The sequence below is a fragment of the Mesorhizobium sp. WSM4850 genome, assembly GCF_055811735.1.
The window spans coordinates 74,170-99,932 of record NZ_JBVVPV010000007.1; the positions used below are offsets into that span (position 1 = coordinate 74,170).

Sequence of the window (25,763 nt, forward strand, 5' to 3'; positions counted from 1 at the left end):
AGGTTTTTGTTCTCTTTTCGTTCTATAACCATCAATCCGTTTTGTCAAGGAATGTCAGCAATCGATGGGTTCCGCCGTACCGTTCCATATGGGCGCGAAAAGACTGCTTGCCAAATCAATAAGCGTAGACTTATGCTTCCGGCATGATCGAAGCCGAGATTTTTCGAGCGCTTGCCGACCCGACGCGCCGCGCCGTCTATGAACGGCTCGCCGCCGGCGAGATGACGGTATCGGAACTGCGCAGCGGCCTGAGCGTGTCGCAACCGGCCGTGTCGCAGCATCTCGCAGTGCTGCGCGGCGCCGGCCTGGTAGCCGAGCGGCGAGCCGGCCGCAACGCCTATTATCGCGCCGATCCGCAAGGGCTTGACCCACTGCTCGGCTGGATCGAGCGCTACCGTGCGTTCTGGCCCGAGCGTATCGAACGGCTCAAGGCGGTTTTGAAGGATATGGACCAATGACGGCAAAACAGCATTCAGACATGACGGCAGATTCTATCGAGTTCGAGTGCGAGCTTCCAGAGCCGCCGGAAAAAGTGTGGCGGGCGCTCACTGTGCCGGACCTGCTCGCGGCCTGGATGATGCCGAACGACATCAAGCCGGAGATCGGCGGCCGCTTTGCCTTTGCCAGGCCGGATGCACCGATCGAGTGCGAAATCCTCGACGCCGAGCCCGAACGCCTGCTGCGTTACTCCTGGCGGGAGCGGCCGGCGCCTGGCAATACAGCGCATCCGCTCACCAGCCCGCTGGACAGTATCGTCACCTTCACGCTCGACCGCACTGTGTCGGGCGGCACCCATCTGCGCATCGTCCACGACGGATTTGCACGAGTAGCCACACCTGCCGTTGCCGGCGCCGGTTGCAGGCTTTCGTTCGACGCACACAACCCGAGACAGACCATAGCCGCAAACACGCCTCGCCTCTCCCTGCGCGCGGCCTGAGCGGCACAACGGAGAAAAGCGATGAGCGGTTTTGCCAATCTGGTGCCGATGGTGATCGAGCAGTCGAGCCGCGGCGAACGCGCCTTCGACATTTTTTCGCGGCTGCTGCGCGAGCGCATCGTCTTCATCAACGGTCCGATCGACGACAATGTGTCGGCGCTGGTCTGTGCCCAGCTCCTGTCGCTGGAATCCGACAATCCCGATAAGGAGATTTCCCTCTACATCAATTCGCCGGGCGGCGTGGTGACCAGCGGTTTCGCCATCTACGACACGATGCAGTATATAAGCAGTCCGGTATCCACCGTCTGCATGGGCTTTGCCGCCTCGATGGCCTCGTTCCTGCTGATGGCCGGCACACCGGGGCGACGCATCGCGCTGCCCAACGCCAGCATCCTGCTGCACCAGCCGTCAGGCGGTTTCCAGGGCCAGGCCTCCGACATCCAGCGCCACGCCGAAGGCATCCTCAGGACCAAGCGGCGCATGACCGAGCTTTACGCGCACCACTGTGGTCGCACGTTCGAAGAAGTCGAACGCACGCTCGACCGCGATCATTTCATGACCGCCGCGGAGGCAAAGACATGGGGCCTTGTCGACCATGTTTTTGACACGCGTAAGAGAGCGGCGTGAAAGGGTAGCCGGCTCATAAGCAACGTCGGTCAGCCGTTCGGCCGGTTGATCGCCACCGGTCTGGCTTCGGCCAGAGTGCGGCGATACAGTCCGCCGATGTCTGAGATCTCACGCATTTGCTTGAATCGGCTGATTATCGGTATCGCCGTCGCGGCGATGACCTCCGGCGCGGCGTTCGCCGAAGACAGTTCACCGCCTTCGCAGAACGGCACGCTGCCCGGTGTGACCAACGACTATCGCATCGCCAAGCCGGCTGCCGAACCGCCAGTTCAAGATCGGCGATACCGATGTCAGGATTTCCGGCAGCATAACCTTCGATGTCGGCGCGGGCTCGATGAAGGCCCCCGGTGATAGGACACCTCCATCGGCCTTCATCGCTGCCACAATCTCAAGGCGCTCGTGCGCCTGCGGCTCTGAAACGAACAGCCCCGCCGCTGCTTCCGCAAACGGTCGGGGCTTTTTTTGGATCTGAAATCCAAACTCGCCGGGAGTACACTGCCGGCTTTTGATTTCGGATGCTTCGCGGCATTCAGCCGACGATCCGACTAGTAGTCTCTGATTTTAATGGGATCGGCAGGTCACGGTTTGTCGGGCGGCGCAAAACGCCTAGCCTTGGCACTTATGCCTGCCGCGGCTCCAGCGACACGTGGAGCCTCAAGGAACTGTCCGGTGGAGTCATTCCTCTGCTCTCCTTTTCTGTCCATTGCGACTGGTGTCGTCCGAAGCGCATATCGCAAAGCCTGCGGCGTCTCGCAGGCCGCCTTGGGGCGGCGAGGCCATCGAAAGACGGTCGGCTTCGGTGACGTTCGGAGTCTGCCCCCCTGAGCCCGAGACGTCAACAGTTGGATAGCCGATTTACCAAAAACGTGATCGCTTGTGTGGCGAATCCGAAATTTGCATCCGTTTTGAGCAGCGCGACGTCGGCTGTGGATTACATGAACGCATTTGTCAGGAGCGTGTTCGGCCTTTGTTCTTTCCGCTTGCTCGCCCGCGCGAAAGACGGTTAAAGGCTTGGTCGAGAGTTCTCTCGAAACGGTGGCGAAATTACCTACATAGGGGATGGCCGGGACAACCCGCCATCCCACGAGATTCCAGATCTGAGGCGGCGACCGGCGATGGCCGACCATAAATATCTTTCCATTCGCGGGGCGCGCGAACACAATCTGAAGAATGTCGATCTCGACCTGCCGCGTGACAGCCTGATCGTCATGACCGGGCTGTCGGGGTCAGGCAAGTCGTCGCTCGCCTTCGACACCATCTATGCCGAGGGCCAGCGCCGCTACGTCGAGAGCCTGTCGGCCTATGCGCGGCAGTTCCTCGAAATGATGCAGAAGCCTGATGTCGACCAGATCGACGGCTTGTCGCCGGCCATCTCCATCGAGCAGAAGACCACGTCGAAGAACCCGCGCTCGACGGTTGGCACCGTCACCGAGATCTACGACTATATGCGGCTGCTGTTCGCGCGCGTCGGCATCCCCTATTCGCCGGCCACCGGCCTGCCGATCGAGAGCCAGACGGTGTCGCAGATGGTCGACCGCGTGCTGGCGGTCGAGGAAGGCACGCGTCTGTTCATCCTGGCGCCGATGGTGCGAGGCCGCAAAGGCGAATACCGCAAGGAACTGCTGGAGCTGCAGAAAAAGGGTTTTCAGCGCGTCAAGGTCGACGGTGTCTTTTACGAAATCGCCGACGTGCCGGCGCTGGACAAGAAGTACAAGCATGACCTCGACGTCGTCGTCGACCGCATCGTCGTGCGCGGCGATCTGGCGACGCGGCTTGCCGATTCCATCGAGACCGCGCTGAAGCTCGCCGACGGGCTGGCAGTGGCCGAATTCGCCGACCGGCCGCTCGACGCCAGCCAGACCGGCGAGGATTCGGTCAACAAATCGAAGAATGAGACGCATGAGCGCATCCTGTTCTCCGAAAAATTCGCCTGCCCGGTGTCAGGCTTCACCATTCCCGAGATCGAGCCCAGGCTGTTTTCCTTCAACAACCCGTTCGGCGCCTGCCCGACCTGCGACGGCCTCGGCAGCCAGCGCGCCATCGACGCCAGCCTGATCGTGCCCGACGACAATCTGTCGCTGCGCGCCGGCGCCGTCAGCCCATGGGCGAAATCGACCTCACCCTATTACGTGCAGACGCTCGAGGCGCTGGGCAAGGCTTATGGCTTCAAACTAGGGGACAAGTTCCGGGACCTGACCGAAGAGGCAAAGCGAGCCATCCTGCACGGCACCGGCGAGCGCGAGGTCACTTTCCAGTATGATGACGGGCTGCGCTCCTACCAGACGACAAAGACCTTCGAAGGCGTGATCCCCAATCTCGAACGGCGGTGGAAGGAAACCGAATCTGCCTGGATGCGCGAGGAGATCGAGCGCTTCATGTCGGCCACACCTTGCCCGGCCTGCCGCGGCTACCGGCTGAAGCCGGAAGCGCTGGCGGTGAAGATTGCCGGCAAGCACATCGGCGAGGTCACCGAGCTGTCGATCCGCAAGGCCGACCAATGGTTCACCGAGCTGCCCGCCGCACTCAGCGACAAGCAGAACGAGATCGCGGTGCGCGTGCTCAAGGAAATCCGCGAGCGGCTGCGCTTCCTCAACGATGTCGGGCTCGACTACCTGACGCTGTCGCGCAATTCCGGCACGCTGTCGGGCGGCGAGAGCCAGCGCATTCGGCTGGCCTCGCAGATCGGCTCCGGCCTCACCGGCGTGCTCTATGTGCTGGACGAGCCGTCGATCGGCCTGCACCAGCGCGACAATGCGCGCCTGCTCGACACGCTGAAGCATTTGCGCGACATCGGCAACACGGTGATCGTCGTCGAGCATGACGAAGACGCCATCCTGCATGCCGATTATGTCGTCGATATCGGCCCGGCCGCCGGCATCCACGGCGGCCACATCATCGCGCAGGGAACGCCGCAGCAGATCATGGCCAGCCCCGCCTCGATCACCGGCAAATATTTGTCCGGCGAGCTCGAAGTGGCAACGCCGGCGGTGCGGCGCGAGGCCAAGAAGAACCGGCGCCTGAAGATCGTCGGCGCGCGCGGCAACAATCTGAAGAACGTTACCGCCGAAATCCCGCTCGGCACCTTCACCGCCGTCACCGGCGTCTCCGGCGGCGGCAAGTCGACCTTCCTGATCGAGACCTTGTTCAAGGCGGCGTCGCGCCGCATCATGGGCTCGCGCGAGCACCCGGCCGAGCACGACCGCATCGAGGGCCTCGAATTCCTCGACAAGGTCATTGATATCGACCAGTCGCCGATCGGACGGACGCCGCGCTCCAATCCCGCCACCTATACCGGCGCCTTCACGCCGATCCGCGACTGGTTCGCCGGCCTGCCGGAGTCCAAGGCGCGCGGCTATCAGCCAGGCCGCTTCTCGTTCAACGTCAAGGGCGGTCGCTGCGAAGCCTGCCAGGGCGACGGCGTCATCAAGATCGAGATGCACTTTTTGCCCGACGTCTATGTCACCTGCGACGTATGTCACGGCAAGCGCTACAACAGAGAGACGCTCGACGTTCTGTTCAAGGGCAAGTCGATTGCCGACGTGCTCGACATGACGGTCGAGGAAGGCGTCGATTTCTTCGCCGCCGTGCCCGGCGTGCGCGACAAGCTGGAGACGCTGAAGCAGGTCGGCCTCGGCTACATCCATGTCGGCCAGCAGGCGACGACTTTGTCGGGCGGCGAGGCGCAGCGCATCAAGCTGGCCAAGGAACTGTCGCGCAAGGCGACCGGCAAGACGCTCTACATCCTCGACGAGCCGACCACCGGCCTGCATTTCCACGATGTCGCCAAGCTCTTAGAAGTGCTGCACGAGCTGGTCGATCAGGGCAACACGGTGGTCGTCATCGAGCACAATCTCGAGGTGATAAAAACCGCGGACTGGGTGCTCGACCTCGGTCCCGAGGGCGGCGACGGCGGCGGCGAGTTGGTGGCCTCAGGCACGCCGGAGGATATCGTCCGCGAAAAACGCAGCTACACCGGCCAGTTCCTCAGGGAACTTTTGGAGCGGCGCCCCGGAGGCAAGCGCGAAGCGGCGGAGTGAGCGAAGACTGGCTGGCGTTTGGAAAATCCTCAAATAAGGATCAGAAGAGCGCTTGCCGGTGATCTTGATGCTGTCGTCCGGCTGACGCAAGCCGCCTATGCACCCTACGCCCAATCCGCATTTCGACATGGCTAAAGCTGTCGAAACGCTCGCTACGGCCTGATCCATTTCAACCCGGGAGGACGACTGTGACTCAATCTGGAACAATCCGCGCCGGCATGGGCGGCTGGACCTTCGAGCCCTGGGACAAGTCTTTCTACCCCGACAAGTTGTCCAAGGCGAAGCAACTGCACTACGCGACCCGGCAGGTGCCGAGTATCGAGGTCAACGGCACCTTTTATTCGAGCTTCAAGGAGCCGACCTTCGTCAAATGGGCAAACGAGGCGCCGGACGGTTTTGTCTATTCGCTGAAAGGCAACCGTTTCGTCACCAACCGCCGCGTGCTCGGTGAGGCCGGCGAGTCGATGACGCGTTTCCTGGGATCGGGCGTCGCCGCGCTCGGCGACAAGCTCGGGCCGATCCTGTGGCAGTTCGCGCCAACCAAAAAATTCGACCCGGACGATTTCGAGGCTTTCCTCAAGCTGTTGCCTGAAAAGCAGGACGGCGTTGCGCTGCGCCATGCGGTCGAGGTGCGCAACGACAGCTTCGTCGTGCCGGAATTCGCCGCCCTGGCGCGCCAATACAAGGTCGCGATCGTCTACGCCGACCACACCAAATATCCAGCGATCGCCGACGTCACCGGCGATTTCATTTATGCCCGGCTGCAGACCGGCAGCGACGACAATCCCGACTGCTACACGCCAACTGCGCTCGACGAATGGGCGGCCCGGGCGAAGAGCTGGGCGCAGGGCAAGGCGCCGGCCGACCTGCCGCGCGCCGATCCCTCAACCGAAGCACCGGTCAAACCGCGTGATGTGTTCGTCTACTTCATTACCGAAGGCAAGGCCCGCGCGCCGTTCGGCGCCATGGCGCTGATGAAGCGCGTCACAGGCTGACGTTGACGGCACAGCGCATCCACCCCTTCGGTCATGCCGCCACCACGACTTCGTTGTAGGCATCGAGATCGACGAAGAACACCTTGGTGAGCTCCGCGATCAGTTGGTCGTGGTCGTATCCTTGCGATTTCAAAATATCGATGGCGGTCATGATGTCGAAGCGCTCGGTAAGCCGTCGTTTCTGGTAGTCCTCGACGTAACGTTCCATCGGCTGCCCTGGCCCAAGTGCCCCAAATGCGTTTGAACAACGATCAGATCGCAGGAGGAGGCTGCTTGCACGAAACGTGCCGGCTGAGCCTGCGCCTGATCTGTCGACGTGACTGATACGGAAAGCGGCCGACTCAACAAGGCCAAGTATAGCCTAGCACGCAATCTTCAGCGCGCCAGAGTTGCACACGGTGTCGTTGAAGAAAAACTGAGCAGATCTCGCGACTTCGTCATCCTTGGGCGCAGCGACGCGAAGCGGAGCGAAGACCCAAGGATCCATGCCGTAACTTCAGAGCGTCGCCACGGGGCAGAATCCAGGATACTGTACGCTGGAAACGGCTTCTGTTCTTGACCGCTGCACTCTTTGGCTGACTGCACGGCATGGATCCTGGGGTGTGCGCCGCGTCGCTTTGCTCCTTGCTTCGCCCCAGGATGACGATGGGATGAACCCTACACCGTAAGAAATTTCCTCACATCCGCCCGGTCGAGATCCTCGGCCGGGCCGGTGTGGACGATCAGGCCGCGGTCCATGATGTTGACCTCGTCGGCCAATTCCCGGCAGAAATCGAGATACTGTTCGACCAGCAGCACGGCGATATCGGCCTGGTCGCGCAGATAGCGGATGGCGCGGCCGATATCCTTGATGATCGACGGCTGGATGCCCTCGGTCGGCTCGTCGAGCACCAGCAGTTTCGGCCGCATCACCAGTGCCCTGCCAATGGCAAGCTGCTGCTGCTGGCCGCCGGAAAGGTCGCCGCCCCTGCGGCCGAGCATCTGCTTCAGCACCGGGAACAATTCGAAGACGTGGCCGGGGATGTTGCGGTCGGCGCGCTTCAATGGCGCAAAGCCCGATTCGAGGTTTTCCCGCACGGTGAGCAGCGGGAAGATCTCCCTGCCCTGCGGCACGAATGCGATGCCCGACCGGGCGCGATCATACGCCGCGCTCCGGTCGAGCGCCTTCCCCTCGAAGGCAACGCTTCCGCTCGTCAGCCGGTGGTGGCCGACGATCGATCTCATCAAACTGGTTTTGCCGACGCCGTTGCGGCCGAGCACGCAGGTGATCTTGCCGGCTCCGGCCTTCAGCGAGACGCCACGCAGCGCCTGGGCGGCGCCGTAGTGCAGCGTGGCGTTGGAGACTTCGAGCATGGTCAGCGCCTTCTCCAGCGCCTGAAGAACGAAAGATCGAAATGATGGAACGGAACGCGCCAGACCATGATCATCTCCCCAGATAGACTTCGACGACACGTTCGTCGGCCGAAACGAAATCGAGCGAGCCTTCGGAAAGCACCGAGCCTTCGTGCAGGCAGGTGACCTTGGCGCCGAGCTCGCGCACGAAATGCATGTCGTGCTCGACGACGATGACCGAGTGGTCGCGGGCAATATCCCTGAGCAGCCGCGCAGTCTCCTCGGTCTCGGCGTCGGTCATGCCGGCGACCGGTTCGTCGACCAAAAGCAGTTTCGGATCCTGCGCCAAAAGCATGCCGATCTCGAGCCATTGCTTCTGGCCGTGGCTGAGATTGGCGGCGAGCTCGTCGCGCTTGTCACCGAGCCGGATGATGCCGAGGATGTCGTCGATCCGCCGCGCCTCCGCAGCCGAGCGGCGATGGAACAGTGCCGGGAAGATCGAGCGTGGGCCCTTCAGCGCCAGCATCAGGTTGTCCTCGATCGTGTGGCTTTCGAAGACCGTCGGCTTCTGGAATTTCCTGCCGATGCCCATCATGGCGATCTCGGCCTCGTCATGTTTCGTCAGGTCGACCTGCCCATCGAAGTAAACCTCGCCCGCGTCGGGGCGCGTCTTGCCAGTGACGATGTCCATCATCGTGGTCTTGCCGGCGCCGTTGGGACCGATGATCGCCCGCATCTCGCCCTTGTCGAGCACCAGCGACAAATTGTTGATGGCGCGAAAGCCGTCGAAGGAAACCGAGACGCCGTCGAGATAGAGGATGGTGTTGCTCTTCGACATTGCTCACTCCGCCGGCTGCGGTTCGGGGCCGGATGCGGACCAGTCGCCAGGCGTTCTCGCAGCCGAGCGAACGATCTTCGGCAGTGGCGGGACGTCAGGGTCGGTGCCGGCCTCCTCGGCAATCGAGGCTGCGCGCAGCGCCCTGGCATTGCCGCGCCAGGAATCCCACATGCCGACAATGCCCTTTGGCAGGAACAGCGTGACGGCGACGAACAGTCCGCCCAGCGCAAACAGCCAGAACGCCGGCAGCACGCCGGTGAACCAGGATTTGCCGGCATTGACCACGAGCGCGCCGATGATCGGCCCGACGATGGTGCCGCGCCCGCCGACGGCCGTCCATACCACGACCTCGATCGAATTGGACGGCTCGAACTCGCCCGGATTGATGATGCCGACCTGCGGCACGTAGAGCGCGCCGGCAATGCCGGCCATGACAGCCGACACGGTGAAGGCGAACAGTTTGACGTTTTCCGCGCGCCAGCCGAGAAAGCGCGTGCGGCTCTCGGCGTCGCGCACCGCCATCAGCAGCTTGCCGTATTTGGAACCGACGATCGCCCAGGTGACGAAGACGGCGAGGGCCAGCGTGACGGCGCTGGCCGCGAACAATGCCGAGCGTGTCGCATCGGCCTGCACGTTGTAGCCGAGAATATCCTTGAAATCGGTCAGGCCGTTGTTGCCGCCGAAACCCATGTCGTTGCGGAAAAACGCAAGCAGCAGCGCATAGGTCATCGCCTGGGTGATGATCGACAGATAGACGCCGGTGACGCGGCTGCGGAAGGCGAACCAGCCGAAGACGAAGGCGAGCAGGCCAGGCATCGCAAGAACCATGATCGCGGCAAACCAGAATTGGTCGAAACCGTACCAGAACCACGGCAATTCCCCATAATTCAGGAACACCATGAAGTCCGGCAGCAGCGGATTGCCGTAGACGCCGCGCGAGCCGATCTGGCGCATCAGATACATGCCCATCGCATAGCCGCCGAGCGCGAAGAAGGCGCCGTGGCCGAGCGAAAGGATGCCGCAATAGCCCCAGACGAGATCGAGCGCCAAGGCGAGCAGCGCGTAACAGAGATATTTCCCGGTGAGCGCGACGATATAGGACGGCACGTAGAACGCACTTGTCGGCGAGACCGCAAGATTGAGCAGCGGTACGACGATCGCAACCGCCAAAAGGACGAAGACCGTGATGGCGATGCGGCGGTCGGCGCCGGCAGCGAAGAAGCGTCCAGTGATCATGCTTCCACCGACCTGCCCTTCAGCGCGAACAGGCCGCGCGGGCGTTTCTGGATGAAGAGGATGATGAGGACCAGGGCGACGATCTTGCCGAGGACTGCCCCGGCGTAGGGTTCGAGGAACTTGTTGACGATGCCAAGCGAGAAGGCGCCGACCAGCGTGCCCCAGAGATTGCCGACGCCGCCGAAGACGACGACCATGAAGCTGTCGATGATGTAGCCGCGGCCGAGATTGGGCGAGACATTGTCGATCTGGCTGAGCGCGACGCCGGCGATGCCGGCTATACCGGATCCCAATGCAAAGGTCAGCGCATCGACCCATGGCGTCCTGATGCCCATCGATGCGGCCATGCGGCGGTTGGCGGTGACGGCGCGCATCTGCAGGCCCCAAGGCGTGCGCTTCATCACATAAAGCAGCACCGCGAACACGCCAAGCGCGAATACCAGTATCCAGAGCCGGTTCCAGGTCACGGCAAGCTGGCCGATATCGAACGAACCGGACATCCATGACGGGTTGCCGACTTCCTGGTTCGTCGGCCCGAAGATGGTGCGCACGGCCTGCTGCAGGATCAGCGAAACACCCCATGTCGCCAGCAGCGTCTCCAGCGGCCGGCCGTAGAGGAAACGGATAACGCCGCGTTCGATGGCAAGGCCGACAAGCGCCGCGACCAGGAAAGCGAGCGGCAGTGCGATGACTAGCGACCAGTCGAACAGGCCGGGAAAGGAATTGCGGATCACCTCCTGCACGACAAAGGTGGTGTAAGCGCCGAGCATGACCATTTCGCCATGCGCCATGTTGATGACGCCCATGACGCCGAAGGTGATGGCAAGGCCGATCGCCGCCAGCAGCAGCACCGATCCGAGCGAAATGCCGTACCAGATGTTCTGGCCCGCATCCCACAGCGCCAGCGTCGAATTGATGTTGGCGATCGCCGCCGTCGCCGCGTCCTTGACCGCGCCTTCGGAATTGGCCTCGACGGCGGTGAGCAGGGACAGGGCGTTGCGATCGCCGCGCCCGCCAATCAGGGCGACCGCCGCCAGTTTGTCGGTCTCCGGCCTGTCGGACACCAGAACCGATGCGGCGCGGGCCTGTTCGAGCAGCGCTTTGACGCTTGCCACGCTCTCGCTGGCGATTGCGGCATCGAGCGGCTCGATGTTTGTCGCGTCGGGCGTCCTGAACATGGTGTCGGCGGCGGCAATGCGCGCGGCCGGATCATTTGCGCCGAGCGTCAGCGTGCCCAGCGCATCGCGGATGGCGCGGCGCAGCGTGTTGTTGACCTTGATCTTGGTGATCTCGCTTTTGGCCGCGTCACCGGATTTTTCACCGCTCAGCGGGTCGAGCAGCTCAACGCTGCCGCCAGCTGCCTTGCCGATGAAAACCAGCGAATCGGCCTTGCGGACGTAAAGATCGCCCTCGGCAAGCGCGCCAAGCGGACGTTCGACGGCAGTATCACCGGTAGCCGCCAGCTCGCGCACGACAGCTTCGGTGGCCGAGAAATTCGAGGCAGTGGCAAATTTGGCAATGATGGCGCGCAGATCCGCTTCGGCAGCGTTCGACGGCGACAGCATCCCCAGGAGGAGCAGCAGCGTCAGGCCGATCGCGCGGGTAAGGATCATCGATTTCTGCGATTCTTGAGGGTTGAAACTTCGCGTCCGGGCGAACTGGAGGAGAGGACGAGTTCGCCCGGACGCGTCGCGGTCCAGGTCGTGGAGAAATCCACGACCGTCAGACCCGGGAGGATCAGTTGGTTCCCTTGCCGCCGCATTTGCCGGTGGCGACATTAAAATTGCCGCAGGACAGAGGCGCGCGCCAATCGGAAATCAGGTCCTTCGAATCGGCCAGATAGTCGGACCACTCGTCGCCCATCACCAAGTCAGGCGTCTGCGAGACGGTCTCGAACTGGCCATCGGCCTGGATTTCGCCGATCAGCACCGGCTTGGTGATGTGATGGTTCGGCATCATCGTCGAATAGCCACCGGTCAGGTTCGGCACCGAGACGCCGATCACGGCGTCGATGACCTTGTCAGGATCGGTGGTGCCGGCCTTCTCGACCGCCTTCACCCACATGTTGAAGCCAACATAATGGGCTTCCATCGGGTCGTTGGTGGTGCGCTTGTCGCTCTTGATGAACTTGTGCCAGTCGGCGATGAACTTGGCGTTCTCGGGCGTATCGATGCTCTGAAAATAGTTCCAGGCGGCGAGATGACCGACGAGCGGCGCGGTATCGAGACCGGCAAGCTCTTCCTCGCCGACCGAGAAGGCCATGACCGGGATATCCTCGGCCTTGATGCCCTGGTTGCCAAGCTCCTTGTAGAACGGCACGTTGGCGTCGCCGTTGACCGTCGAGACGACGGCGGTCTTCTTGCCGGCGGAGCCGAACTTCTTGATCGCCGCGACTTCGGTCTGCCAATCCGAGAAGCCGAACGGCGTGTAGTTGACCATGATGTCTTCGGCAGCGACGCCCTTGGCTTTCAGATAGGCTTCGAGGATCTTGTTGGTGGTGCGCGGATAGACGTAGTCGGTGCCTTCAAGCACCCAGCGCTTCACCGAACCGCCGTCCTCGCTCATCAGATAGTCGACAGCCGGAATTGCCTGCTGGTTCGGCGCCGCGCCGGTGTAGAACACGTTGCGCTCGCTCTCCTCGCCCTCATACTGGACGGGGTAGAACAGGATGTTGTCGAGTTCGCTGAACACCGGCAGCACCGACTTGCGCGACACCGAGGTCCAGCACCCGAACACCGCCGCGACCTTGTCCTTGGAGATCAGCTCGCGCGCCTTTTCGGCGAACAGCGGCCAGTTCGAAGCCGGATCGACGACGACCGCTTCGAGTTTCTTGCCGAGCAGGCCGCCCTTTGCATTCTGCTCTTCGATGAGCATCAGCATGGCGTCCTTCAGCGTCGTCTCCGAAATCGCCATGGTCCCCGACAGCGAGTGGAGGATACCCACCTTGATCGTGTCGTCAGCCGCCCTGGCCGGGACGCTCATCAGCAGGCCGGCCGTGACCGCGCCTGCCGAAAACATTTTTGTTATTGTCGAGAAACTGCCCCGCATATTTCAAAACTCCCTGACTGGTTGATCGCATCGCGAACAGACCATGCAACGGCTGTGCCAACCGCAGGAGCAAAATCAAGTGGGTCTGGATTTCCTAGCCCTATCAGCCGGTTAATATATTAGCCGCCAAAGATAAGCGCCGCTGCCAGTGCTCTGCTTGAGAAAAGGTCCCCCGCTATCGCCCAATTTTTGATCACTCGCGAATTAATGCATGAATTTTGAGCAAAAGACGGCGAACCGTTGCGGCGCTGCAGGAAAATGGGGCAAGATCGATCTTCAAAAGAGCGATCGCATGACCTCCAGGATTTCTCGCATTTTCAGCACCATGCTTCTGGTTGCGGCAACCGGCAGCACCCGCGCCGACTTCACCGATGGCAAATTGCCGGACGGCACCTATCACTGCGAAGTCTATCTGCTTGGCATGTTCCTCAGCCTTGGCGACATCACCGTCAAGGGCAATGTCTATAGCGGCCCGGTGAGCTTCGGAACCGCCCGGCAGGGCTACAACTATCAGATGAATGCAAATGGCGAGATCACCTGGTTGGGCCCGTTGGGCGGCTACACGACCGGCGGCAACTCGATCTCGCTCACGCAAGCCACCCTGGACGGCCAAACCAGCCCGTCCTTCGACATCATCATGAAGCAGCCTGACGGCGCCTTCACCGCCTCGACCTGCACGAAGCGGTGAACGGCCGACAAGAAAGAGGCGCGAAACCTTGTGAGGTTCCGCGCCAGCAGGCAGTCGGGAGGCTATGGCTAAATGCTTTTGGCCGACATTTGTCCGGCAATGTACTCGGCCTGACGGATCGCCAGCGACACGATCGTCAATGTCGGATTTTCAGCCCCGCCCGTGGTGAACTGGCTGCCATCCGACACGAACAGGTTCTTGATATCGTGCGCCTGGCCATGCTTGTTGACGACGCCGTCGGCCGCCTTCTCGCTCATCCGATTGGTGCCGAGATTGTGGGTCGACGGATAGGGTGGCGTCGGGAAGGTCCGCGTCGCCCCGACCGCCTCGTAGAGCGCCGAGCCCTGTTTGTAGGCGTGGTTGCGCATCGCCGTGTCGTTGGCATGGTCGTCGAAATGGACGTCCGCCACCGGCATGCCGTGCGCGTCCTTCATATCGGCATGCAGCGTGATGCGGTTTTCCTCGCGCGGCATGTCCTCGCCGACGATCCACATGCCGGCCATGTGGTGGTAGTGGTCGAGCGCCGTGGTGAAGGAACGCCCCCAGCCGCCGGGATTGAGGAAGGCGGCCATGAACGGCAGGCCGAGCGACAGCGTCTCGAGTTCGTAGCCGCCGACGAAGCCGCGCGAGGGATCGTTGCGGGCCTCATCGCGGATGATACCGGCCATGGTGGTGCCGCGATACATATGCACCGGCTTGTCGAAGATGCCGTAGACCGAGCCGGTGGTGTGGCGCATGTAGTTCTTGCCGACCTGCCCCGACGAATTGGCAAGGCCGTCGGGAAACTGGCTCGATGCCGAATTGAGCAGCAGTCGCGGGCTCTCGATCGAATTTCCGGCGACCGCGACGATGCGGGCCTTCTGTTCCCTCAGTCTGCCGTCCTTGTCGGCATAGAGGACCCCGGTTACCTTGCCCGACGCATCGTGGTTGATCTTGATGGCCATGGCATTCGGCCTGACCTCGAGATGGCCGGTCGCCTCGCCCTTGGGAATTTCGCTGTAGAGCGTCGACCATTTGGCGCCCCATTTGCAACCCTGGAAGCAGAAGCCGGTCTGCTGGCAGGCATTGCGGTCGTCGCGCGGCTCGGAATTGATTGCCATCCGGCCGGTGTGGCACTCCTTGTAGCCGAGCTTGTCGGCGCCGGCCTTCATCACCTTGAAGTTGTTGTTGCCGGGAAGGCCCGGGATGTTGCTGGTGAGCGTCACGCCTAGCTTGTCTTCGGCCTTTGCGTAGTAGGGCTCGAGCTCGGCAAGCGTGATCGGCCAGTCGAGCAGGTTCGCGCCTTCCAGTTTTCCGTAGGTCGAAAGCGTTTTGAATTCGTGCTCCTGAAAGCGCAGCGAGGCGCCTGCCCAGTGCGTGGTCGAGCCGCCGACCGCCTTGACGATCCACGCCGGCAGGTTGGGGAAATCCTTCGCCACCCGCCAGTCGCCCGAGGTCGTGCGCTTGTCCGTCCAGGCGAGTTGGGCGAATGAATCCCACTCGTCATTGATGAAATCCTCGTATTCGTGACGGGCGCCCGCCTCCAGCATGACGACATCGACGCCCTTCTGCGCAAGTTCATTGCCGAGCGTGCCGCCGCCGGCGCCCGAGCCGATGATGACGACCACGCCGTCGTTGTTGAGATCAAATGGTGCTGCCATGGTTTCCTCCCATGATGTCTGTTGTGTGCGGTTGCGACGACGGGGCTCAGAGCCACTCGATGTCGTCGAACCCGCGCGCCATGTAGCCGCCCTTGGAGTAGGATTCGCCCTCGTAGCCGAAGATCGGCCAGACCTCCTTCTGGTTGTAGAGGCCGACGACAAGCCCGCCGCGGACGGCCTGGAAGAACGGCGTGTCCTCGATATCCCTGAGCACCGCAACGCGCTGCTCCTCCCAGCCGAGACCGGTGTAGCCGTCCTTGCCCGATTTCAAGTCGAGATCGGCGATACCCTTTTCGATAAGGTCCTTGTGGGCAGGGTCCTTGCCGGCCTGCTCATCGTGCGCCTTGACGGCGATTGCGTAATATTTGTCAGGCACTTGGTCGTGCGGGTAGATGTCGCGCGCCATCTGGATCAGGGTCGCCATGGTTTCGGGCTTGAGCGCGGATGTTTCGAGACCCCAGGCATGTTCCGGGCTGATGACGGCACTGCCTGAAATGACCAGCAGCGCGCCGACACCGCCGCGCTTCAGTAGCTCGCGGCGCGATAGAACTGGCTTCGTTTCATGGACCGGCTTGCTCTCATAAATTGTGACCAATTGTTCCTCCCTTGCTTGCTGTCTGCACCCGAAGGTGCCCTGGCTGGCGCCGCGCTGGCCGGCGCGGCCGAGTATCTCCTATTTGAACCGGCCCTGACGCTGCAGCACCTCGATCTTGTAGCCATCGGGATCCTCGATGAAGAAGAAGCGTGCGAGCAGCGCTCCGTCGCGGTTGAACTCGACGATGTTCTTCGGGTTCAGGCCAAGCGCGCCGAGCCGGTCATGCTCGCTGTCCAGATCGGCGACCGAAACCGCGAGGTGGCCGTAGCCGTCGCCGAGCGCATAAGGCTCCTGGCGGCCCTTGTTGACGGTGAGCTCGACCTCGAGCTCCGCCTCGGCATTGCTCAGATATACGAGCGTAAAGGTTTCGAAATCGAGCCGTTCGGCGACGTCCAGTCCAAACGCTTTTCGGTAGAAGTCGACGGACCGGGCCTCGTCGAGAACCCGGATCATGGTGTGGATCGCCTTCGCCAAATGACACTCCGTGCGGTAAGCGCGATGTGCGCGTCGGCGTGATTATGCGCGGGTTGCGGCAAACGTGGTGGCAGCCGATTACCACGCGCTAATCTAACGACCGGGAAAACCGCTTAAGGACGAAAGTCCGATTGCTGTTTTCCGCTTTCCAGCTGAAGATAATTGGCCACGACAAGGCACTGCCAAAGGCGCGAATCACTGCTGATTGCGCCCAAAATCAATAAGAACGGCCAGATCAATAAGAACGGGAGGTAACGATGTGCAGGGTTTTTGCCGGGCAGGATCCGGAGGGCTACCGGCAGATCAACCGGTCGATTCGTATCGACGGGCATTCGACCAGCATCCAGCTCGAGGCGACGTTCTGGGCATTGCTCGACGAGATCGCCGACAGCCAGGGCCTGACGACGCCGAAATTCATCTCGAAGCTTTATGACGAGGCCATCGAGATCAATGGCCAGATCCCGAACTTCGCCTCGATGCTGCGCACGACCTGTGCTCTCTATCTGCGCGGCCATCGGCCCGGCATCGAAGAACACACGGCGCCGAAGCGGCAGGCAGCTTAACTTTCGATCGCGACATCGAGCGCCAGGCGGGTCATATCGGTGAAGAGCGCCTGGCGTTCGGAATAATCGGTTTGCTCGCCGGTCACCACATTGTCGACGACAGTCAGCATCGACAAGGCCCTGGCGCCGAAATGCGCGGCGATGCGATAGAGCGCGCTGGTCTCCATATCCACGGCCAACGCGCCCTGTGCCTGCGCTTCGGCGAAGCGGTCGCGCCCCTTGGGGTGATAGAATATGTCGCTGCAGATGGTCAGTCCGGCCTGATGCTCGATGCCGATTTCGGCAGCCCGGGCCAGGGCTTGGGAAACCAGATCCGGATCGGGTCCGGCATCAGCACCATAAAGCCCAAAAACCTGGCCGCTCTCGGCACTTTCACCCCGCACCGCTTGCGAGATCACTAAACTGCGCAGTTTGACTGCGGCAGTCAGGGCACCACAGGTACCGGTGCGGATCAGTGTCCTCACGCCATGGAAGTCCAGCAATTCATGGGCGTAGATCAGGAATGACGAGACGCCGATGCCGGTGGACTGGATGCTGACGGGCTTGCCGCGAAACAAGCCGGTAAAGCCGAGGGCCTGCCTTCGACGGTTGACGCAGCGCGGCGCCTCGAGAAACGTTTCCGCCATCCATTCGGCACGCTGCGGATCGCCCGGCAACAGCACTGTTGCCGCATAATCACCCTTGCCTGCCTCGTTGTGCGGCGTCACGGCACGCTCCCCCAAAACCCGCCGTCTGTTTGGCCCCATAATCATGGCAGTCTCACGCCATTTCGCAAGTGCGAATTAGTGAACCCTAAGATTCCAGCACGTCCTTGACGATTGTGGCCAGTTGCTTGAGCGAAAACGGCTTCGGCAGGAAACCGAAATGCGCGTCTGCCGGCAGATTCTTGGCGAACGCGTCCTCCGCGTAGCCGGAAACGAAGACGAATTTGATGTCCGGCTGCCGCTTGCGCAATTCGCCAAGCAGCGTCGGCCCATCCATTTCCGGCATCACCACATCGGAAACGACAATGTCGACCTTGCCGCCGAGCGCCTCGAAGATTTCCAGCGCCTCGACGCCCGAGGACGCTTCGTGGACGGTGTAACCGCGCGACGTCAGCGCCCGCATGCCGCCCATGCGCACGGCATCCTCGTCCTCGACGAGCAGCACCGTGGCCGAACCTGACAGGTCCTTGGCTGCGTCGGCGACCTTTGCCGGTGCAGCCGGCGCCTCGCCGGGCTCGCCTGCCGTTCGCGCCTCTGCAATGTAGCGCGGCAGGAAGATGCGGAACACCGATCCCTTGCCGACCTCGGAATCGCAGAAGATGAAGCCGCCTGTCTGCTTGATGATGCCATAGACCATCGACAGGCCGAGGCCGGTGCCCTTGCCGACCTCCTTGGTGGTGAAGAAGGGTTCGAAAATCTTCTTGAGCACTTCGGGGGCGATGCCGCTGCCTGTGTCTTCAACTTCGACCACCACATAATCGGCAGGCGCAAGTTCGCGGTAGGGAAGGCTCTTGCTCTCCTGTGTGGTCACGTTGCGGGTGCGCACGGTGAGCTCGCCGCCGTTCGGCATCGCGTCGCGCGCATTGACCGCCAGATTGACCACCACCTGCTCGAACTGCCCGATGTCGACCTTCACCGGCCACAGATCGCGGCCATGATCGACCTTCAGCTTGATGTCGTTGCCGACCAGACGGGCCAGCAGCATCCGCAGATCGGCAAGCACGTCGGTCAGGTTGAGCACCTCCGGCCGCAGCGTCTGCTTGCGCGAGAAGGCCAGAAGCTGCCGCACCAGCGAGGCCGCCCGGTTGGCGTTCTGCTTGATGTTCATGATGTCGGGGAAGGACGGGTCCGACGGGCGGTGATTGGTCAACAACAGGTCCGACGCCATGATGATGGCGGTCAGCACATTGTTGAAGTCGTGTGCGATGCCACCGGCAAGCTGGCCGACCGCCTGCATCTTCTGGCTTTGCGCCATCTGGCCCTCGAGCGCCTTCTGCTCGGTGGTCTCGACGGCGTAGACGATGGCCGATTCTTCGGCGCCCTCGCCGGTGCCGTCGGCAACCGCGTTGACGTAGAAGCGCATGTGCCGTTCTTCATTGCCGGGCAGCAGCGTATCGATCGGTTCGATATCGGCCTGCCGTTGTCGCGCTTTTTCGAACGCCGCGGCAAAGGCGGGGCGGTCACGCTCATGGATCACAGTGTCCAGCCGCACGCGCCGATCGACCGCGTCCCCGTCGACGACGGAGGAAAACAGCGACAGGAAAGGCGCGTTGGTGCGCAGGATGCGCCCGCGGTTGTCGACGGCCGCTATTGCCATCGGCGTCGAATTGAAGAAGCGGGTGAAGCGGATCTCCGAGGCGCGCAGATCGGCGGAAGCGTCCTCGCCTTGCGTCCGGTTGAGCACGATGGTGCGCGTCGGACCGTTGGCGCCCTCGCGGCTGGCCGAAACCCGATGCATGAAACGCACGGGCAGCGCCTCGCCCTTCACTGTCGTCAGATCGAGATCGATGACCGCATTGCGGGTGGTGCCGGGATCGGCCTTGACCGAGCGGACCAGCGCCATGCCGTCGCCGGCGACGATCTCCGCAAGCGTGACGGCACCAGGCGTGAAGCTCGTCAGGTCGATGCCCAGCCACTCCGCAAGCGTGGCGTTGATGTAGGTGACGCGGCCTTCCTGGTCGGCCGAAAAGAAGCCGGCAGGCGCATGGTCGAGATGGTCGATGGCCTCCTGCAGATCGAGGAAGAAGCGCTCCTGCTCGGCCCGTTCTTTCGAGATGTCGGCGAGTTGCCAGGCGAGCAAGGGCAGCCGCTGGCCCGGAACGCTGAAGGCGCGGGCGCGGACACGGTACCAGCGCGCGCCCGGCTCAGCGCCGGGTCGAATGGATTGGGCAAGCCTAAACTCACCGTCGCCGGGCTGGCCGTCGCGCAGGCCGGAGGCGAGCCGGTATATGGTCACCGAGGCCTCGGGAACATCGGACAGCAACCCTTCGACGGTCTTTAGATCCGCCGCAGAAGCCGCGCCCGTCATCTCGGCATAGGCCCGATTGGCGTAGACGACACGACCCTTGGTGTCGGTGACCAGGAGGCCTTGCGACATTGAATCGACGAAGGCTTTCGACAGCTCGTCACTCGTCGAGCGCGGTGTGATCTGCACGAAGCCGATGGCGGTGGCGAACAGGAAGCCGACACCGATCATCGCCAGCACGCCAAGCATTCCAAGCAGGAATGGATCGCCAAGACGTTCTCGGAAAAGGCCGAAAACGATCGCCGCTCCTGTCAGCACAACGATGAAGACGATGAGCCGGGTGACCGCGCCCGGTCGCGTGTTCTGGTCGACGATCGGTACCGGATAGAAATCGCCGCGCGCTTCCTTGGCCATGTGCCCCCTGCTCGTGAATTCCGGTACTTGCCCCTGCCCGGTTGAATCACATTCTCAGGGTCCGGAAAAGGCCTTGGCGGCCACTGTCCGCTAAAAATGACACCCGTTCGGCGCCTGGTGCGGCGAATCCGAAATTCGCATCATTCCTGGTCCGACGCGAGCGAATTTTGGATTCATCACGCCAGCAACTTGCTGAAAATCCAGCGTCGTGGATTGAAGTGGGAACGCAGACGCCCTCAATTCGCAGGAGCTTGAAATCCACAAAATGGGTGTTTCAAGCTGTTCACGAAGCGCGAAACGTAACTTGCAGTCGCGTGCCGCAACAGTCTAGTGTCGCGTCTTCTTCGAAAGCTGATTTTGGGTGCACCAATGCTGCAGTGGCTGGATAGCGTGGCGGGTCCCGGTTATGCCGCGGCGATCCTGTGGACCGTCGTCGCGCTTGTCCTTGTGGTCATCGTTCTCCTCATCATCAAGCTGGTCCGCAATCTGACTTTTGGAACATTCGTTGCCGGCGGCAGGAACCGCAAGACGCGGCTGGCGGTGATGGACGCCACCGCAGTCGACAGTCACCGCCGGTTGGTGCTGGTGCGCCGCGACGATATCGAGCACCTGCTGCTGATCGGCGGCCCAACCGACGTCGTCGTCGAACGCGACATCAGGCTGTCGGCGCTGCGCCGTCCTGCACTGACCGGAGATGGCGGCGGCCATCAGCCGGCACCGCCGCCGCGCGCGCCGCAACCGGCTCCCGCGCCAGTGAGGCAAACACCGTCTCCGCAGCCGGCAAGCAACGCCCCAACGCCGGGCCGGCCGCATCAGCCCGCCCCGGCGCCGAGGCCAGCAGCGCAAAGCCCTCAATCGACGACCATCACGCCGCTGCCCGCCTACACCAATGCCGTTCGGTACGCGCCATCGCCGGCAAGACAGGATTCCCCGGCAAAGCCGAATTCCCCGGCAAAAGAGGATTCCATCGACGATACGCTGATGAGGGAGCTCGAGGTCCCGTTTGATGACCCGCACCCCGCCAAGCCGGAGAGCAAGCCGGCGGCGAAAGAGCCGTCGTCTCTCGATGACGAGATGACGAAGCTTCTCGGCGAGTTGTCCAGCCAGAAGAGATAACCGGCCAACAGCCAATAAAAAAATGGCCGGAGACCGGCCATGACAAATTCGCTGGCTGCTTTTAGACGCTTCGCCCGCTTGGACGCTTCGCCCGTGCTTCAGTCGTCGCGGTAGACCTTCTCGCGGCGTTCGTGGCGCTCCTGCGCCTCGATCGACAGGGTCGCGATCGGACGCGCATCGAGCCGCTTCAGCGCGATCGGCTCGCCAGTTTCCTCACAATAGCCGTAAGTGCCTTCATCGATGCGCTGAAGCGCAGAATCGATCTTTGAAATGAGTTTCCGCTGGCGATCTCGGGCGCGAAGTTCGATGGCGCGGTCGGTTTCCGAAGAGGCGCGATCGGCGAGATCGGGGTGGTTGGCGTTTTCCTGCTGCAGGATTTCGAGAGTTTCGCGCGCTTCGCGCAGTATGTCGTTCTTCCAGGTGACGAGCTTCAGGCGAAAGTAGGATTTCTGCCGCTCGTTCATGAACGGCTCGTCTTCGGAGGGTACGTAATCGGCGGTAACGATGTCGTTCATTCGACTCACCCAGACAGCCCCAAATTTGGCGCCTATATATTCACGGACCGAATGCTGCACAAGCGCAATCGACGACAGATTCACGCAATTGTTAATCTCTGCCAAAATGCCATGGGCCGCATCATTCGCATGAAGGGCGCGACCGAATTCGCGTATGATTCGTTAGGTTTGTAGGGCGCCGGCCATTGTGCGCAAGGCGTTTCTCATGACTAATCCCGCAGCGCCTTTTGACGAGTTTCGGTGTTTGGCACAAGCGAGGGACCGGTGAGCAAGCTTTATCTGCTGAGGCATGCGAAGGCCGGATGGGCCCTGCCGGGCATGCGCGATTTCGATCGTCCGCTCGACGCATCCGGCGTCGCCGACGCTGAAACGATGGGTGCGGTCATGCGGGCCTGCAACTACATTCCGGACCTGACCCTTTGCTCGAATGCAAAGCGAGCGCGCCAAACGCTTGAGGGCCTGGCCGGTCACACCGATACGGGCCGGGTCCTGTTCCTGGAGACGCTCTACAGCGAGGATGCCGCCGGCTATCTCAAGCTCATCCGCGGCAATGGCGAGCCAGGCTCGCTGCTCGTCGTCGGCCACAATCCAATGACGGAAGATCTCACCATCGCGCTTTCGGGCGATGGCGAGGAGGCTGCCAGGGGAATGCTGAACCACGGCTTCCCGACCTCCGGCCTCGCGGTCGTCCGTTTTCCAGGCAGTCTTGCCAACGCCGCGCAAGGCACCGGCTATCTCGAAGCCTTCCTGTCACCGGCCGATATCTGACGCCTTTTCAAACGTAGCGTGGTGGATTTGACGTTCCTGCCACTTCAATGGCGTCAGCGTTCAGGAACTTCAAATCCAAAACCACGCTAGAAACGATGGTTTGCCAGTGTGACTTAGAATCCGAAATTCGCTCACTGCGATGCTCCAAGGTACTGCGAATTTCGGATTCGCCACACTAGCCGCCAGCGCCTATATCGGGGCGGACCGAAGCCCCGAGAGACCGCATTTTGGCATCATCGCTGACCACTTTCACCGACGAGGCGAAGATTGCCCTGGATACGCTGTCGGGGCGCGCTACCGGGCTTTTTTCGCCATCGCTGCGGCTGGGTGTTACCGGCCTCTCCCGCGCCGGCAAGACGGTGTTCATCTCAGCCTTTGTCCACAATCTGATCCACGGCGGGCGGTTGCCGCTGTTCGAGGCGCAGAAATCGGGGCGTATTGCCCGTGCCTTCCTCGAAGAGCAACCCGATGACGCCGTGCCGCGATTCCAGTACGAGGACCACATCGCGGCCTTGGTCAACGACCGCCTGTGGCCGGATTCGACACGTGCCATTTCCGAGCTGAGGCTTACCATCGAATATGAATCGGCCTCCGGCTGGAGCCGCATGTTCTCATCAGGCAGATTGTCGATCGATATCGTCGACTATCCTGGGGAATGGCTGCTTGACCTGCCGCTGCTCGGCAAATCCTACGCCGATTTCTCACGCGAAGCCTTTGACATGGCCGTGCTGCCGGTGCGCGCCGACCTTTCGCAGGAATGGCGCGCGCTCTCCGCCGCAATCGACCCGAATGCCGACGCCGATGAGATGACGGCGCGACGCCTCGCCGAGAGCTTCGCCGCATACATCAAGGCATGCAAGCTCGACGAGCGGGCACTTTCGACCCTGCCACCCGGCCGTTTCCTGATGCCCGGCGACCTTGAGGGCTCACCGGCGCTGACCTTCGCGCCGTTGCCGGGGCTGAGCGAGCGGCGGGCGCGGCCCCGGTCGCTTCAGGCGATGATGGAGCGGCGCTACGAGGCCTACAGGACGCATGTCGTAAAGCCGTTCTTCCGGGAGCACATCACGCGCCTCGACCGTCAGATCGTTGTGATAGACGCGTTGCAGGCCTTGAATGCCGGGCCCGGCGCGATGGCCGATCTCGAACGTGCGGTGACCGAAATCCTCGCCTGCTTCCGCCCCGGTCGCGGCAATTTCCTGACGGACTTTTTTTCAAGGCGCATCGACCGCATATTGGTGGCGGCGACAAAGGCGGACCATCTGCATCACGAAAGCCATGACCGGCTGCAGGCGATCGTGCGGCGGCTCGCCGACCGCGCCGTGGCGCGGGCGAATTTCACCGGCGCCGATGTCGACGTGGTCGCCCTGGCGGCGGTGCGAGCGACTCGGGAAGGCACGGTCAAGCAAGGCCGCGAAACGCTGCCGGTCATCATCGGCACACCGTTGAAAGGTGAAAAGATCAACGGCGACACATTTGATGGCAGAACAGAAACAGCCATATTTCCCGGTGACTTGCCGGAGAAAATTGATGCAGTGTTCGATGTCTCCGGACCAGACCGTCAGCAGAACCCGGGTCATCGGCAGGCCAATGAGGACCCGGCGATCCGCTTCGTGCGCTTTCGCCCGCCAAAACTCGAACGCACTGCCGAAGGCGTCACGCTGTCGCTGCCGCATATCAGGCTCGACCGTGCCCTGCAGTTCCTGATCGGAGATCATCTGGCATGACCGCGCCCCGCAAGCCGGCGGCATTTCGCATCGAGCCGGAAGCCCCGCCAAAGCAACAGGCGGCCTCGCGCCAGCCCGACGCCGCTGCGGCCAGAAAACCACGCACCGTGAACGCTGACCTTGCCGTCGTCACGTCGGCGGAAATCGACGTATTCGACGAGCCGGACATCATCGCCGCCGAACCGCCGCCGGCGACCGCGCCGCGGCAGCGCTCGATATCAGTCAGCCTGTTCTTCGGCGCATTGGGCGTTCTGGTTTCGCTGGCCCTCGGCCTTTGGACCGACCGGCTGATTCGCGATCTGTTCGCCCGTGCCGAATGGCTGGGCTGGCTGGCCGCCGGGATGGCCGTGGTCGCGCTGCTCGCGCTTCTGGTCATCCTCGTCCGCGAGTTCCTGGCGATCACCCGCCTCGCCGAGGTCGAAAAGCTGCAGATGCGGGCGCTCGACGCCATCGCCCGCGACGATCCGAAAGCCGCTCGCGCCGTGGTCGAGGAACTGTCGGCCTTTGTCGCGGCCAAACCCGAAACCGCGGCCGGCAGACGCGCCCTGGCAGACTTGCGCGACGAGATCATCGACGGCGGCAATCTGGTGCGCCTGGCCGAGACCGAAATCCTCGGCCCCCTTGATGCACGCGCCAAGGTGATGATCCTCGAAGCGGCAAAGCGTGTGTCGCTGGTGACGGCGGTCAGCCCTCGCGCTCTGGTCGACGTCGCCTATGTCGTGTTCGAAGCCGGCCGGCTGATTCGCCGCCTGTCGGAGCTTTATGGCGGCCGGCCGGGCACGCTGGGGTTCTTCCGGCTGGCACGCAGCGTTCTCGCCCATCTGGCGGTGACCGGCTCGATTGCCGTCGGCGACAGTTTCGTGCAGCAGATCGTCGGCCATGGCCTTGCCGCCCGGCTCTCGGCAAAACTTGGCGAAGGCGTCGTCAACGGCATGATGACGGCGCGCATCGGCATTGCTGCGATGGAGACCGCAAGGCCCCTGCCCTTCAGCGCCGCGAGGCGGCCCGGCATGGGCGATTTCCTGTCCGCGCTGACATCATTTGCAACCAAAAAGCAGAAGGAAACATCCGCTTCCGACACCTGACGACCGTCTCCGACGCGGCACGTCCTGGTGGCGCGCCAAGGGATGCTGCAACACGTTTGTTTTGCCCATGATCCCAGCGCAAATCGCGTCCGATTTTCGGGGTCATCCGCAACCGGTGACGAAGCATTAACCAATCTTGTTCATGGTCGGACGGGTTCCAAACCAGTCTCTTTGTTGCCGGG

24 protein-coding genes are annotated in these 25,763 nt (G+C 62.3%); 11 read left to right on the forward strand and 13 right to left on the reverse strand.

Going from position 1 to position 25,763, the window contains the following annotated elements:
• Positions 1 to 143 precede the first annotated feature (143 nt).
• From AC0L2Z_RS10310 to AC0L2Z_RS10320, 3 genes are read left to right on the forward strand one after another with little or no spacing between them, the layout of a single operon-like run.
• Positions 144 to 458, forward strand: a complete 315-nt coding sequence (locus tag AC0L2Z_RS10310) for an ArsR/SmtB family transcription factor (RefSeq protein ID WP_023801161.1) — start codon at positions 144 to 146, stop codon at positions 456 to 458.
• The gene (locus tag AC0L2Z_RS10315; RefSeq protein ID WP_473627793.1) at positions 455 to 937 is read left to right on the forward strand and encodes an SRPBCC family protein; all 483 of its coding nucleotides are present in this window, start codon (positions 455 to 457) and stop codon (positions 935 to 937) included. The genes AC0L2Z_RS10310 and AC0L2Z_RS10315 overlap by 4 nt, the downstream gene beginning before the upstream one ends.
• Positions 938 to 958: 21 nt before the next feature.
• Positions 959 to 1,564: an ATP-dependent Clp protease proteolytic subunit gene (locus tag AC0L2Z_RS10320; protein WP_027151958.1), complete on the forward strand. Its 606-nt coding sequence runs from the start codon at positions 959 to 961 to the stop codon at positions 1,562 to 1,564.
• 29 nt (positions 1,565 to 1,593) lie between these two features.
• Here AC0L2Z_RS10320 and AC0L2Z_RS10325 read toward each other — a convergent pair whose 3' ends face one another.
• Positions 1,594 to 1,794 (reverse strand): hypothetical protein, encoded by a 201-nt coding sequence (locus AC0L2Z_RS10325; RefSeq protein WP_473627795.1) that lies wholly within the window; start codon positions 1,792 to 1,794, stop codon positions 1,594 to 1,596.
• Between the two features lie 885 nt (positions 1,795 to 2,679).
• On the opposite strand from AC0L2Z_RS10325, the gene uvrA reads away from it, so the two are divergent.
• Both uvrA and AC0L2Z_RS10335 read left to right on the forward strand, forming a co-directional pair.
• On the forward strand, positions 2,680 to 5,601 hold the full coding sequence (gene uvrA / locus AC0L2Z_RS10330) for an excinuclease ABC subunit UvrA (RefSeq protein ID WP_287290660.1): 2,922 nt from the start codon (positions 2,680 to 2,682) through the stop codon (positions 5,599 to 5,601).
• A gap of 188 nt (positions 5,602 to 5,789) precedes the next feature.
• Entirely contained in the window at positions 5,790 to 6,596 is an 807-nt protein-coding gene (locus AC0L2Z_RS10335; protein ID WP_287247788.1) for a DUF72 domain-containing protein, read from the forward strand.
• A gap of 31 nt (positions 6,597 to 6,627) precedes the next feature.
• On the opposite strand, the gene AC0L2Z_RS10340 is transcribed toward AC0L2Z_RS10335, so the two are convergent.
• The 6 genes from AC0L2Z_RS10340 to urtA form a co-directional block, all read right to left on the reverse strand.
• Positions 6,628 to 6,804 carry a hypothetical protein gene (locus tag AC0L2Z_RS10340; RefSeq protein WP_473627796.1) on the reverse strand — a complete coding sequence of 59 codons (177 nt, stop codon included), beginning with the start codon at positions 6,802 to 6,804 and terminating at the stop codon, positions 6,628 to 6,630.
• A 449-nt stretch (positions 6,805 to 7,253) separates the two neighbouring features.
• Positions 7,254 to 7,949 carry an urea ABC transporter ATP-binding subunit UrtE gene (gene urtE, locus AC0L2Z_RS10345; protein ID WP_091593695.1) on the reverse strand — a complete coding sequence of 232 codons (696 nt, stop codon included), beginning with the start codon at positions 7,947 to 7,949 and terminating at the stop codon, positions 7,254 to 7,256.
• A gap of 70 nt (positions 7,950 to 8,019) precedes the next feature.
• A complete protein-coding gene (urtD, locus tag AC0L2Z_RS10350; protein ID WP_287174296.1) occupies positions 8,020 to 8,766 on the reverse strand; it encodes an urea ABC transporter ATP-binding protein UrtD in 747 nt (248 codons plus the stop codon).
• Positions 8,767 to 8,769: 3 nt separating this feature from the next.
• Positions 8,770 to 10,002 carry an urea ABC transporter permease subunit UrtC gene (gene urtC / locus AC0L2Z_RS10355; protein WP_473627798.1) on the reverse strand — a complete coding sequence of 411 codons (1,233 nt, stop codon included), beginning with the start codon at positions 10,000 to 10,002 and terminating at the stop codon, positions 8,770 to 8,772.
• The gene (gene urtB / locus AC0L2Z_RS10360; RefSeq protein ID WP_473627799.1) at positions 9,999 to 11,615 is read right to left on the reverse strand and encodes an urea ABC transporter permease subunit UrtB; all 1,617 of its coding nucleotides are present in this window, start codon (positions 11,613 to 11,615) and stop codon (positions 9,999 to 10,001) included. The genes urtC and urtB overlap by 4 nt, the downstream gene beginning before the upstream one ends.
• A 124-nt stretch (positions 11,616 to 11,739) precedes the next feature.
• The gene (gene urtA, locus AC0L2Z_RS10365) at positions 11,740 to 13,050 is read right to left on the reverse strand and encodes an urea ABC transporter substrate-binding protein (RefSeq protein ID WP_128169042.1); all 1,311 of its coding nucleotides are present in this window, start codon (positions 13,048 to 13,050) and stop codon (positions 11,740 to 11,742) included.
• A gap of 292 nt (positions 13,051 to 13,342) precedes the next feature.
• Here urtA and AC0L2Z_RS10370 point away from each other — a divergent pair, with 292 nt between their 5' ends.
• Positions 13,343 to 13,738 (forward strand): hypothetical protein, encoded by a 396-nt coding sequence (locus AC0L2Z_RS10370; protein WP_473627859.1) that lies wholly within the window; start codon positions 13,343 to 13,345, stop codon positions 13,736 to 13,738.
• A 68-nt stretch (positions 13,739 to 13,806) separates the two neighbouring features.
• Here AC0L2Z_RS10370 and AC0L2Z_RS10375 read toward each other — a convergent pair whose 3' ends face one another.
• From AC0L2Z_RS10375 to AC0L2Z_RS10385, 3 genes are all read right to left on the reverse strand, one after another.
• On the reverse strand, positions 13,807 to 15,378 hold the full coding sequence (locus AC0L2Z_RS10375) for a GMC family oxidoreductase (protein ID WP_473627800.1): 1,572 nt from the start codon (positions 15,376 to 15,378) through the stop codon (positions 13,807 to 13,809).
• A gap of 46 nt (positions 15,379 to 15,424) precedes the next feature.
• Positions 15,425 to 15,973 (reverse strand): Twin-arginine translocation pathway signal, encoded by a 549-nt coding sequence (locus AC0L2Z_RS10380; protein ID WP_091593680.1) that lies wholly within the window; start codon positions 15,971 to 15,973, stop codon positions 15,425 to 15,427.
• A gap of 78 nt (positions 15,974 to 16,051) precedes the next feature.
• Positions 16,052 to 16,447 carry a VOC family protein gene (locus tag AC0L2Z_RS10385; RefSeq protein WP_473627802.1) on the reverse strand — a complete coding sequence of 132 codons (396 nt, stop codon included), beginning with the start codon at positions 16,445 to 16,447 and terminating at the stop codon, positions 16,052 to 16,054.
• A gap of 257 nt (positions 16,448 to 16,704) precedes the next feature.
• On the opposite strand from AC0L2Z_RS10385, the gene AC0L2Z_RS10390 reads away from it, so the two are divergent.
• Complete coding sequence (locus AC0L2Z_RS10390; RefSeq protein WP_077384009.1) at positions 16,705 to 17,010, forward strand: ribbon-helix-helix domain-containing protein; 306 nt, start codon at positions 16,705 to 16,707, stop codon at positions 17,008 to 17,010.
• Here the strand turns inward: AC0L2Z_RS10390 and AC0L2Z_RS10395 are convergent.
• Positions 17,007 to 17,717 (reverse strand): purine-nucleoside phosphorylase, encoded by a 711-nt coding sequence (locus AC0L2Z_RS10395; RefSeq protein WP_128183088.1) that lies wholly within the window; start codon positions 17,715 to 17,717, stop codon positions 17,007 to 17,009. The genes AC0L2Z_RS10390 and AC0L2Z_RS10395 overlap by 4 nt on opposite strands.
• Before the next feature lie 85 nt (positions 17,718 to 17,802).
• Positions 17,803 to 20,373 carry a cell cycle histidine kinase CckA gene (gene cckA / locus AC0L2Z_RS10400; RefSeq protein ID WP_287317310.1) on the reverse strand — a complete coding sequence of 857 codons (2,571 nt, stop codon included), beginning with the start codon at positions 20,371 to 20,373 and terminating at the stop codon, positions 17,803 to 17,805.
• Positions 20,374 to 20,742: 369 nt separating this feature from the next.
• On the opposite strand from cckA, the gene AC0L2Z_RS10405 reads away from it, so the two are divergent.
• A complete protein-coding gene (locus AC0L2Z_RS10405) occupies positions 20,743 to 21,489 on the forward strand; it encodes a flagellar biosynthetic protein FliO (protein WP_287175215.1) in 747 nt (248 codons plus the stop codon).
• Between the two features lie 98 nt (positions 21,490 to 21,587).
• Here the strand turns inward: AC0L2Z_RS10405 and dksA are convergent, their stop codons facing one another.
• On the reverse strand, positions 21,588 to 22,004 hold the full coding sequence (gene dksA, locus AC0L2Z_RS10410; RefSeq protein WP_006202025.1) for an RNA polymerase-binding protein DksA: 417 nt from the start codon (positions 22,002 to 22,004) through the stop codon (positions 21,588 to 21,590).
• Positions 22,005 to 22,268: 264 nt separating this feature from the next.
• On the opposite strand from dksA, the gene AC0L2Z_RS10415 reads away from it, so the two are divergent.
• The 3 genes from AC0L2Z_RS10415 (at position 22,269) to AC0L2Z_RS10425 (ending at position 25,581) form a co-directional block, all read left to right on the forward strand.
• Positions 22,269 to 22,772: a SixA phosphatase family protein gene (locus AC0L2Z_RS10415; RefSeq protein ID WP_128172365.1), complete on the forward strand. Its 504-nt coding sequence runs from the start codon at positions 22,269 to 22,271 to the stop codon at positions 22,770 to 22,772.
• 227 nt (positions 22,773 to 22,999) lie between these two features.
• Positions 23,000 to 24,496 (forward strand): YcjX family GTP-binding protein, encoded by a 1,497-nt coding sequence (locus tag AC0L2Z_RS10420; protein WP_473627803.1) that lies wholly within the window; start codon positions 23,000 to 23,002, stop codon positions 24,494 to 24,496.
• Positions 24,493 to 25,581 (forward strand): YcjF family protein, encoded by a 1,089-nt coding sequence (locus AC0L2Z_RS10425; RefSeq protein ID WP_473627805.1) that lies wholly within the window; start codon positions 24,493 to 24,495, stop codon positions 25,579 to 25,581. The genes AC0L2Z_RS10420 and AC0L2Z_RS10425 overlap by 4 nt, the downstream gene beginning before the upstream one ends.
• The last annotated feature ends 182 nt before the right edge of the window (positions 25,582 to 25,763 follow it).